Source organism: Mesorhizobium sp. M3A.F.Ca.ET.080.04.2.1, assembly GCF_003952525.1.
GTDB lineage: Bacteria > Pseudomonadota > Alphaproteobacteria > Rhizobiales > Rhizobiaceae > Mesorhizobium.
Window position 1 is genome coordinate 2351451 of the sequence record NZ_CP034451.1, and the last position, 10979, is coordinate 2362429.

Consider the following 10979-nt stretch of genomic DNA (forward strand, 5'->3'; position numbering starts at 1 on the left):
ATGACAACCGACATCGCAAAAGTTCACGACATAGAATGGTATTCCGAAGTGCCGCGCTCGATCTGGAAGCAGACGGCGTTCGGCGTGGTGCTCATCACCATGGCTTTCGGAGGCTTCGGCACCTGGGCATCCACGGCGCCGCTCGCATCCGCCATCATCGCCCAGGGCAGTTTCGTCGCCACCGGGCAAAACAAGATCATCCAGCATCTCGAAGGCGGCATCATCAAGGAGATCCTGGTCAATGAAGGCGACCATGTCAGCCTCGACCAGCCGCTGATCAAGCTCGACGAAACCGCCGCGCAGACGAACGAGCGGCAATTGTTCCTGCGCAAGGCCAGGCTCGAGGCAATCGCGGCCCGGCTGAATGCCGAGGTCCAAGGCAGCGGCAAGGTCCAGTTCCCTGCGATCATTCTCGACAACCGATATGACCCGGAGATCGCACCGATCATGGAGAGCCAGCAGGTCAACTTCGAGGCTGTGCAGCGCAAGCGCGACAGCGATATCGCCTTGTTCGACCAGAACAAGAAGGCGATGGAATTCCGCAACGAGGGGATCGAGGAGCAGATCTCGTCGGTACGCCGCCAACTGCAGTTCCTCAAGGAGGAGTATCAGGGCAAGCAGAAGCTTCTCGACCAGGGCCTGATCCGCGGAACCGAGGTGAAGGCGATCCAGCGCGCGATGGCAGATGCGGAAGGCCAGATCGGCAAGATGGTGGCCGAGGTTGCCGAGAACCGCGAACAGATCGTGCGCTTCGAGCAGCAGATCACGCAGACCAAGGACACCTATCGGCAGGCGGCATTGCAGGAATTGCAGAGCCTGGAGGCAGAACTGGATGCGGTGCGCGAGCAGTCGCGAGAGGCTGAGAACGTGCTGCGCCGCGTGACCATCAACGCTCCCGTGCCGGGCACGATCATCCGCATGTACTACCATACGGCCGGCGGCGTCATCGAGAGCGGCAAGGCGATCCTCGAGATCCTGCCCTCGGACGTGCCTCTGGTCATCGAGGCGCAGGTTCCGCGCACCGACATCGACAACGTCAAGGTCGGGCAGAGCGCCTCGATCAGGCTGATCGCGCTCAACCGGCGCACCACGCCGGTTCTCGAAGGCGAAGTCTACTACGTCTCGGCCGATGCATTGCCGGAGATGAGCGGCCCGACGCCCAAGGAGGTCTATCTGGCGCGCGTCCGGCTGCCGGCGAGCGAACTGGCGAAGGTGCACGGCTTCTCGCCGACGCCCGGAATGCCCGCGGAGATCCTGGTGCAAACCCAGTCGCGGACATTCTTCAGCTATCTGACGAAACCGATCGCCGACAGCATGGCAAGAGCCTTCATGGAGCAGTGATCAGCGAGGGAATTGGGGGGATCATGCATATCGACGTCGTCACGACACGCGAGGCATTGGACGGGCTGAAGCAGAACTGGGACGATCTCTATGAGAAGGATCCCGAGGCCCAGTTCTTCCTGTCCTGGACGTTCATCTCGTCCTATGTCCGACGCTATGAAGGCGCCTGGTCGATCTTGGCGGCACGGCAGGGACCGCAGGGCGCGCCCTATGTCGCCCTGCTGCCGCTCAGGCTGCGCACCCGGCTCAACAAGAAAACCGGCTTTTGCCACAACGAGATCAACATGGCCGGCAACTACGCGGCCGATTACGCAGGCATCGTCTGCGCGCCGGCTTTTGCCAGCCGCGCGATCCCTGCCCTTACCAGACATCTACTCAAGATGAACTGGGCCAAGCTGCATCTGGAGAATTTGCGCATGTCGGAGAAGCGGCGTCGCCTGCTGCTCGACAACCTCGCCGACGCGCGGCTCACCAGCCAGAGGGTGTCGCGCGTCAACAAGACCGACAATGTCGACAACTGCATCTGCCCGGCTATCGACTTGCCCGACGACTGGGACAGCTATCTCGAGCAGAAGACCAGCTCGAACACGCGCCAGAAGATCCGGCGTTTCCTGCGCAAGCTCGACAGGTCCGAGGAGTTCCGCATCACCCATGCCGACACCTCGACGATCGACCGCGACATCGGCATCATCCTCGAAATGTGGCGCATCAAATGGGCGCCGCGAAAAGGCAATCTCCTGCCTGGCCTGCTGCGGTCCAACCGCATCTTGTTCAAGGACGCGTTTGAGAGCGGGACGCTGTTCCTGCCGATCCTGTGGCAGGGCGACAAGCCGCTTGGTGGTCTGGCGTTCCTGGTCGACCCGGTGAAGAAGGCAATGCTGTTCCATCTCGCCGGACGCGACGAGACTGCCAACGATGTTCCATCGGGACTGGTCCTGCACGGCTATTGCATCCGCCGCGCCATCGAACTGGGCTTCCGCAGCTACGACTTCCTGCGCGGCAACGAGCCCTACAAATATTCCTACGGTGTCGACGAGGCCGCCATCCATTGCGTTCTGGTCAAGACCAGGACCGGCCGCAATCTCGGTGACCGGCTGGATGCCAGATCTGTCGGCAGCGTGCTGGAGCAGGCCACCAAATCCCACGAGGCCGGCAATTTCACCAACGCCGAAATCGGCTATCGCCAGATTCTGGAAGTCGATCCCCGCCACGCGCGCACCCTCTATGGCCTGGGTCAGCTGCTTGGCGCCAGGGGCGATCACTGGTCGGCCGCCGATACTTTCCAGTCGCTCGTGGCGATCGCGCCAAGATCGGTGAAGGCCTGGTCGAGGCTGGCTATCGAATTCCAGGCTCTAGGCCGCCACGCAGATGCCGCGGAGGCATTCCGCAAGGTGCTCGAACTCGATCCCGAACTCCCCGGAGCACAATACGGGCTCGGCCGCAGCCTGGCCCAGCTTCGCCAGACCGACGAAGCGGCGAAGCTCCTGAGCGTGGTGCGGGATGGGTCCGATCGTCCCATCGATCCCGTGCTGCGTGCCAAGGCACGCATCCAACTGCAAAGGCTGAAGCAGGACGCGAACCCTTGCTACCTCAAGCTGGATCCGGCGATAGCAAGCCCACCGATCTTCGAGCACGCGGGCGGCTGAAGCGCCTGTATCAGAACAAAGAGATGGAGCGGTTCAGCGTTTCCGTGAACGTTCCGCTCTAGCATTTGGCGGGGAAGCGCCTCTGCAGTTCGGTCGTCTCGTCGCAACTCAACGGTTTCGTCTTCTCATTGCGCAACAGCAGGAACAGTTTGGCCGTCTCCTCGAGTTCCTCGACGGAGTAGACAGCCTCGGAAAGGTCGACGCCGGCAACAACAGGTCCATGATTGGCGAGGAGCACGGCATGGCTGTCGGCAGTCCGCTCCGCAACCGCCTGGGCCAGGGCCTCATCGCCGGGCGGGTAATAGGGGACCAGAGGCAGACGGCCGACGCGCATGACATAGTAGGCGGTAAGCGGCGGAAGCACGTCGTCATGATCGAGGCCACAGAGGCAGCTGACGGCGACAGAATGTGTCGAGTGCAGATGGACGACGGCGCCCGCCCTTGGCCGCTTCTCATACATGACACGATGCAGAAACGCTTCCTTGGTGGGCGCGTCGCCCGAGATGTGCCGCCCCGCCGCATCCAGTTTGGCGATGCGTGCCGGATCGATGGTTCCCATCGACGATCCGGTCGGGGTCATCAACCACCCATCGTCGAGGCGGACGCTGATATTGCCGGTCGATCCGGCGGTCAGGCCGCGGTCGAACATCGATTTCGCATAGCCGGCGATCTGGTCGCGAATTTTGGCGTCGCTCATGCGGGAATATCCAAGGCGCGTTCAAAGAAATCGGGACCACCGAAGTTGCCGCTTTTGAGCGCCACCTGCAACGGCCGATCGGAAAGCGTCGTCGTCCATGGCACGCCAGGCGCGATTTCGGCGCCGATGGAAAGTCCCTGCACCTTGAGCGCCGAAATCACCGCGCCCGAAGTCTCTCCGCCTGCGACGAGCAGCCGGCCGACGCCATCCGCCACGAGACCTTCGGCGATAGCGGCCAGCGTGTGCTCCATCATGGCGCCGGCCTGCAGGCTGCCATACCGTGCCTGGTTCTCCTCCACCTCGGCGGGGTCGGCGGACCCGTAGATCACAACCGGTTGGTCGGCGGGCTGGCTTTTCGCCCAGGAAAGGACTTCCTGCACCACCGGACGCTTGTCGGCCACGGCGTCCAGGTCAATCCTGCGGCTTGGCCAAAGGGCCTTGGCCCTGGCAAGCTGCTGGCGGGTTGCGGCAGAGCAGCTTCCGGCCAGAATTGCCGTCCGTGGCGGCACCCTGGAAGTGATCGTCGTCTCCACCGGCGTGCGTGGCGAAATGCCAAAATTGGCAGGCAGGCCCATGGCGAGCGCCGAACCACCGGTGACGAGCTTGTGGCCGCGTATGGCGCGCCCGATGGAGCGGAGATGATCGTCATGGATGGCGTCCACCACGACATAGCGTTGTCCGGTCGCGGCGACCGCGGCAAAAGCTTCGGAGATCGCTGCATCGCCCGCGGAGATGACCTCGTGTGGAACGAGGCCGACGCCATGGGCCGACTGTTCCGCCATCAGAGCGACGAGGTCGGAGCGGCGCATCGGCGTCAGCGGATGATCCTTCATCGGCGAATCCTGCAACAGTTGACGCCCGACGAAAAGATGACCGTTGAACACTGACCGGCCGTTCTTGGGAAAGGCCGGACACACGACCGCAATTGCGGCCCCGAGGGCGTCGCTCAACGCGTCGGCAACGGGACCGATGTTGCCTTTCGCGGTAGAGTCGAAGGTCGAGCAGTATTTGAAGAATATCTGCTCAGCGCCGCGCGTCTGAAGCCACCGGAGCGCATCGAGGGATTGCGCAACGGCATCCGCTACAGGGGTGGTGCGGGACTTCAGCGCAACGACGACGGCGTCGGCGTCATGAACGTCGAATGTTGCCGCGGGCACGCCGATCGACATGACGGTGCGCATTCCCTCGCGGACGAGAATGCTGGCGATGTCGGTCGCGCCGGTGAAGTCGTCTGCGATGACGCCAAGAAGAATGCCCATCGATCATCCCCGTTTGTAAGGTTCGAACCAGCCCAGGCCGTCGGTCGTTCGACCGCGAGGAAGATACTCGCAGCCGACATAGCCCCTGTAACCGAGCCGGTCGAGTTCGGCGAACAGGAAAGGATAGTTGAGTTCTTCGCTGTCGGGCTCCTGCCTGGACGGCACGCTGGCGATCTGCACGTGCCCGCTGATCGGCATCAGCGTGCGCAGGCGTGTCGTCACGTCGCCATGAATGATCTGGCAGTGATAGATATCGAACTGCAGCTTCACGTTGGCGAGGCCGAGCTCGCCGATCCACTGCGCCGCCGCATTGAAATCGTTAAGGAAATAGCCGGGCATGTTGCGCCCATTGATCGGTTCCAGCAGTAGATTCAAGCCCCTTTCGGCGAGCCGATCAGCGGCATGCTCGACCGCGCGACGATAGTTGAACCGTGCCTGAGGATCGCCGGCATCCGCCAGGCCGGCCATCAGGTGAATGTTCTTCACGCCGGTGGCCTCGGCATAGGCAAGCGCGCGGGTCACGCCTGCGGCGACGTCGTCGAAGCGACCCGACAGGGACGCGAGGCCGCGCTCACCGGCAGCCCAGTCGCCCGGCGGCATGTTGAACAGCGCCTGGGTCAAGCCGTTGCGGACAAGCCGATCCTGGATATCTTCGGGCTTGAAATCGTAGGGAAACAGATACTCGACAGCGGAGAAGCCGGCCTCGGCGGCAGCGTCGAACCGATCAAGGAACGACCATTCGTTGAACATCATCGTCAGGTTGGCAGCGAAGGCAGGCATGGCTCACCTCGTCTTTTCCGGCAGCGTGGCGCCGGAAAGCTGCGCATAAAGGCGCGCCAGCGAAGAATCGTCGTCGCGCCCCATGCCGGCGCCACTGGCAGCGAGATACATTTGCAACGCAGCAGCGCTCACCGGCACGGGATAGCGTTCGGACCGCGCCATGTCCTGGATGATGCCAAGATCCTTGACGAAAATGTCGACAGCGCTGAGCGGGGTGTAGTCGCCGGCGAGCACATGGGGAATGCGGTTTTCGAACATCCATGAATTGCCGGCCGATCCGGTGATCACCTCATAGACCTTGTCGAGGTCGAGCCCCAGTTTCGCGGCGAGCGAGATTGCCTCGCAGGCGGCGGCGATGTGAACGCCGGCCAGCAGCTGGTTGATCATCTTGAAGGCAGCGCCTCCGCCAGCGGCGTCGCCAAGTTCATAGACCTTGGCGGCCATGGCATCGAGCGCGCGACGCGCGCTGCCGAAGGCAGCTCTTGTCCCGGAAGCCATGATCGTCAGTTCGCCCTTGGCGGCGCGCGCCGCTCCGCCCGAGATTGGTGCATCGAGATAGTGAACGCCCTTGGCCTCGAGCTGCGAAGCAAGCTTGCGGGCAGCGGCTGGATCCATCGTCGCGGAGGCGACAAATACGGTGCCGGGACGCAGGATATCCGCAATGCCGTCCGCGCCGAACAGGACGCTTTCGGTCTGCGCCGCGTTGACGACCACCGCAACGACGATGTCGGCCTGCTTCGCGGCGTCCGCGATCGGGGCAGAGCGGCCGCCCGCTTGCACGAAGCGCGAAACGGCATCCTCGGAAATATCGATGCCGATCACATCGAGACCGGCCCTCTTGAGCGAGAGGGCCATGCCCATGCCCATGGCTCCAAGGCCGATTACCACCACCACCTGGGCTGTTTGTCCATTTCCCTGAAGGCTTGTCATATGATGATCCTTGAATGACGAGTGGGCTGCCTCCCCGGCGCCAGGCGGCGGGGAGGCGCTTGTTCAGCGGTTCACAGTCTTGGCCGGCACGCAAAGCGTTGCAATGCAGCCGACAACCAACCCTGCGGCCAGAACGTACATGCCAATGGCATTGCTGCCTGTGGCGTCCTTGAGGTAGCCGATGATGAACGGTCCAAGGAAACCGGCGAGATTGCCGACCGAATTGATCCAGGCGATGCCTGCCGCGGCGCCGGTGCCGGCCAGGAATGCGGTCGGCAAGGACCAGAACAGGGGCGCGCAGGTAATCACACCGGCAGCGGCCAACGAGAGCGCCGCGATGGCAAACCCGGTGCTCGACGCGGTGGTTGCGGCGATGAAACCGACACCAGCGAACATAGCCGGAACGACGAGATGCCAGCGGCGTTCGCGGAAGTGGTCGGACGAACGTCCAAGAACAAGCATGGCAACGAACGTGCAGATGTAGGGAATGGCCGAGACCAGGCCGACGTTGAAATTGCCGACAACCCCCGAAGCCTTGACGAGAGACGGCATCCAGAAGTTCAAGCCGTATTGGCCGAACACGAAGCAGAAGTAGATGAGGCTCATCAGCCAGACGCGACCATCGCGCAAGGTTGAGCCGAGGCTATGCGGGCTGTCCGTCTTGGTCCGGTTCTCGGCCTCCATATTGGCCAGCAGCACATCTTTCTCGGCTCGGTCCAACCACTTTGCCTCTTCGATGCCGTTGTCGAGATAGGAAAGAACCACAAAGCCCAGCAAGACAGCGGGAACGGCCTCGATCAGGAACATCCACTGCCAGCCGGAAATGCCGTGGAAGGTGTGGAGGCCATCCATGATCCAGCCCGAGAGCGGATTGCCGAAAATGGACGACACCGGGATGGCCGACATGAAGGTCGTGATGATCTTGGCGCGCCGATGGGACGGGTACCAGGACGTCAAATAGAGAATGATGCCCGGGAAAAAGCCGGCTTCGGCCAGACCAAGCAGGAAGCGCAGGATGTAGAACATCGTTTCCGAGCTAGTGAACGCGAAGGCGGCGGAAATGATGCCCCAGCTGATCATGACGCGGGCGATCCATATCCGCGCTCCGATCTTGTTCATGAGCAGATTGCTGGGCACTTCGAAAAGAAAGTAGCCCAGGAAAAAGACGCCTGCGCCGAAGCCATATGCGGCGTCCGAAAGGCCGAGTTCGCCGGACATCTGCAATTTGGCGAAGCCGACATTCACGCGGTCGAGATAGGCGACCACATAGCAGATAATGAGAAGTGGTATGATCCTCCAGAAGACTTTCTTGTAAGCAGCATTCTCCAAGGTCTCGGACATGCCCGTTCGGGCAGCCGATGCCTGATCCAGCACCGTCATTGCTCTCCTCCGATAAAATTGGGGTCTGTCCCCGCCTCCGGCGCCCCGTTTTGGCAGCGCTGCCATTTTCTAAGACAATTTTGGCAGCGCTGCCAAGCGGTTTTTGGCAGCGCTGCCATTGAATAATCGAATCCTTTTTCTAGAATGCCTGCGAACGTTGCGTTGGGCGCGCAAAGGGGGACAAATGGACCTGAAAACCACTCCGATCACATTGGCCGAGGTTGCCGACGCGGCGGGGGTGGGCGAAAGCACGGTCTCGCGCGTGCTGCGCAATCATGGGTCATTTTCCGAGAAGACGCGTGCCCGCGTCATGGCGGCGGTCGACAAGCTCGGCTACGTTCCCAACAAGATCGCGGGAGCATTGGCATCGACGGGCACGCCGTTGGTTGCCATCATCGTGCCCTCGCTGTCGAACATCGTATTCGCCGACGTCCTCAGCGGCGTAACCCGGGCGCTCGAGCTGCGGCAGAGGCAGGCGGTGTTTGCCGTTACCGAATATGATCTGGCACGCGAGGAGGCCCTTGTCGCGGCCGTTCTGGCATGGCGGCCCGCAGCGGTCATGCTTATCGGCCTGGAACACACCGAAGGAACGCGCAAACTGCTTCGCGCCTCGGGCTGTCGCGTCCTTGAATTGCTCGACATCGACGGGGAACCCCTCGACATCGCGGTCGGGTTCTCGCATCGCTCGGCTGGCAGGGCTACCGCGGCTTATCTGGTCGAGAGAGGCTACACCCGTATCGCTTATGTCGGGCACGACATGGACCGCGATACCCGCAGCGCAAAACGCTTCGAGGGGTTTGTCGATCAGCTCAATCAGGCGGGGCTCGCGCTGACAGATCTGCAAATCCGCAATGCGCCCTCCTCCGTCAGCGTGGGAAAAGAAGGGCTGGCGAGCATCTTAAACCGATCCCCTGACATCCAGGCCGTGTATTTTTCCAACGACGACGTTGCGCTGGGGGGCTACTTCCATTGCCTGACAAAGGGAATTTCCGTGCCGGACCAACTCGCGATCATCGGGTTCAATGCCCTCGATATCTGCCGCCACACCCCGCAGCCCATCGCCAGCATCCTCACGCGGCGTGTGGAAATAGGAAAGTTGGCGGCGCAACTCCTATTGGAAGATGCGCCGGCTCAGACGGTCGATGTCGGCTTCCTGCTTGTGCCGGGTGAAACGGTTTGACCTAATGCATGTCGCCCAGACGTGTGTAGCGGTTCTGGGGCAACGACATGCATCCAAACAAAAACTTAAAGCGCGTCGCCTGAATCGCTTTCAGAGCGACGCGCTTTGTCGCGCCGCTTCGGCCCGGCCTTCCAACCGGTGGAAAGACGACCGCTGTGCGTCCGAACATCGTGGGGCTCGTGGTGAAGAGCGCGGCCTCAGACAGGTCCTGGGTCGCGCGGGTCGAAAGCTGCCGGCTGCCAGGCGGAGCGCGGACGGTGCGTCCACTCGGGAGCCCGACCGGACCCCGCGCCGTCCGCGGTTGTCTTCTTCATCCGTCCTGTGTTGCGGGCCCGGTCAGGCCGGACCCGCCTTTGCGAGGTGTCAGTTGCAGGCTGGCTTAGCCTTGTTGCAGGCATCCAGCAATTCCGGCGGCGGATCCTTCTTGAACACGATCTTGTAGGATTCGAGCACGTTGGACTGCACCACGGGCAGCGACTGAACCGCGATCCAGGGCGGCGTCTCCTTGCCGATCAGCGCGTTCATGATGGCGAGCGCTTCCGCAACGCCCTGGTCATAGGGCCGCTGCGAGCCGGTGGCCTTGAGCTGGTCGCCCTTGGCGATCTCGATTGCCGACTGCAGGCCGAGATCGATCGTGGTCATCGGGGTGTCGATACCCTGGGCACGCATCTAGCTAAGCGTATCTGGTTCTCGACGCATAGGAAAGGCTTGAGCCGCCGCTCGTTGTGGTCGCAGACAGTTTGCTGAAGCGTCCAGCAGCCGCCATAGCGAGCCCGCGCGGCGCGCAGGTTCGAGAGCGGCTGCGTGCGGAGGATTCAGGAAGCCGATGGTACCGTTGGCTGGGCTCGAACCAGCGACCCCCAGATCCACAATCTGGTGCTCTAACCAACTGAGCTACAACGGCACGCCTGCCTGTGGAGAGGAAGCTTTGCGCTCCGTCCTTCGGCGATGCGTCCAATACGGGCTATCGAATTTTAATTCAAGGCCCTTAACAAGGCAAAGGGTCGGTTGTCCTCATCCGCGCCAGCCTCCGATCAAGAAGCGGGGCAAAGGCAAAAGAAAAGGCCGGCGGGAGGAGGTGCCGGCCTTTTCCTGTTACAAGCCAGCGGGAGGAGGTGCTGGCTGGTCACCCCGAAGAGCAGAGGGAGGAGGTTCCGCCCATCGGGTATTCATCGCATCAATTCATCGCACTTCTATTTGTCTGACGAAATGCGACCTTTTGATGCATTGGCCGTTGGCGCCTGAGATCAGGCGGCCTTGATGTCCTTCACCGCCTTGTCGAACGCGGTCTTGATCGGCTTGGAAACGTCCTCGACGGCCTTCGAAGCGGCAGCCTGGAATTCCTTGGCCTGCTCGACGGTCATCTCCGCACGCTTGCGCAGGAAAGCGGTCTGCAGTTCGACGACCTCCGACAGCGTCTTGGCGCCGATCAGCGCTTCCAGATGCGAGAAGCCGGCCTCGGCGTTGGCGCGAGCCACGGCGATGGTCTTCAGCGAAAGGTCGTTGGAAACGGTCTTGGCGGTCTCGTAGGTCGACTCCAGAACCTTCTGGGTCTCCTCGGCGCCGGTCTTCAGCTTGGCATAGGCTTCTTTCGACTGCTCAACGCCCTTCTCGGCGAAGGCGCGGATCTGGTCGGTGGCCTTGGAAGCATCGAAGCTCGGGAATTCAACGTTGCCGAGGGTATCAGCAGTCTTGATCTTGGACATTTCTTCCAACCTTTCAGGGGTAGCGGCTTTGACAGAAAGCCGTCTCGTTCATGTATGGTG

General features: G+C 62.0%; 9 protein-coding genes, 1 tRNA gene and 1 pseudogene. 3 read left to right on the top strand and 8 right to left on the bottom strand.

The window, feature by feature from the left end; genetic code table 11:
* A complete protein-coding gene (locus EJ074_RS11390; protein ID WP_095809277.1) occupies positions 1-1341 on the top strand; it encodes an HlyD family type I secretion periplasmic adaptor subunit in 1341 nt (446 codons plus the stop codon).
* 23 nt (positions 1342-1364) lie between these two features.
* Positions 1365-2987 (top strand): GNAT family N-acetyltransferase, encoded by a 1623-nt coding sequence (locus EJ074_RS11395; protein WP_095809276.1) that lies wholly within the window; start codon positions 1365-1367, stop codon positions 2985-2987.
* 58 nt (positions 2988-3045) lie between these two features.
* Here the strand turns inward: EJ074_RS11395 and otnC are convergent, their stop codons facing one another.
* The 5 genes and pseudogenes from otnC to EJ074_RS11420 all read right to left on the bottom strand — a co-directional run bounded on the left by otnC (position 3046) and on the right by EJ074_RS11420 (position 8033).
* On the bottom strand, positions 3046-3684 hold the full coding sequence (otnC, locus tag EJ074_RS11400) for a 3-oxo-tetronate 4-phosphate decarboxylase (protein WP_095809275.1): 639 nt from the start codon (positions 3682-3684) through the stop codon (positions 3046-3048).
* Positions 3681-4943 (bottom strand): 3-oxo-tetronate kinase, encoded by a 1263-nt coding sequence (gene otnK, locus EJ074_RS11405; RefSeq protein ID WP_095809274.1) that lies wholly within the window; start codon positions 4941-4943, stop codon positions 3681-3683. The genes otnC and otnK overlap by 4 nt, the downstream gene beginning before the upstream one ends.
* 3 nt (positions 4944-4946) lie before the next feature.
* Positions 4947-5723 (bottom strand): 2-oxo-tetronate isomerase, encoded by a 777-nt coding sequence (gene otnI / locus EJ074_RS11410; RefSeq protein WP_095809273.1) that lies wholly within the window; start codon positions 5721-5723, stop codon positions 4947-4949.
* A 3-nt stretch (positions 5724-5726) separates the two neighbouring features.
* Positions 5727-6665: pseudogene (ltnD, locus tag EJ074_RS11415) on the bottom strand (L-threonate dehydrogenase); the annotation flags it as partial.
* A 51-nt stretch (positions 6666-6716) separates the two neighbouring features.
* Positions 6717-8033 (bottom strand): MFS transporter, encoded by a 1317-nt coding sequence (locus EJ074_RS11420; protein ID WP_095809271.1) that lies wholly within the window; start codon positions 8031-8033, stop codon positions 6717-6719.
* A 184-nt stretch (positions 8034-8217) separates the two neighbouring features.
* Between EJ074_RS11420 and EJ074_RS11425 the strand changes: the two genes are divergently transcribed.
* Positions 8218-9213 carry a LacI family DNA-binding transcriptional regulator gene (locus EJ074_RS11425; protein ID WP_095809270.1) on the top strand — a complete coding sequence of 332 codons (996 nt, stop codon included), beginning with the start codon at positions 8218-8220 and terminating at the stop codon, positions 9211-9213.
* Between the two features lie 363 nt (positions 9214-9576).
* On the opposite strand, the gene EJ074_RS11430 is transcribed toward EJ074_RS11425, so the two are convergent.
* The 3 genes from EJ074_RS11430 to EJ074_RS11440 form a co-directional block, all read right to left on the bottom strand.
* Entirely contained in the window at positions 9577-9882 is a 306-nt protein-coding gene (locus EJ074_RS11430) for a hypothetical protein (RefSeq protein WP_245454837.1), read from the bottom strand.
* Between the two features lie 158 nt (positions 9883-10040).
* Positions 10041-10117: transfer RNA gene (locus EJ074_RS11435), tRNA-His, on the bottom strand.
* A gap of 343 nt (positions 10118-10460) precedes the next feature.
* Entirely contained in the window at positions 10461-10919 is a 459-nt protein-coding gene (locus EJ074_RS11440) for a phasin (protein ID WP_095809269.1), read from the bottom strand.
* Between the last annotated feature and the right edge of the window lie 60 nt (positions 10920-10979).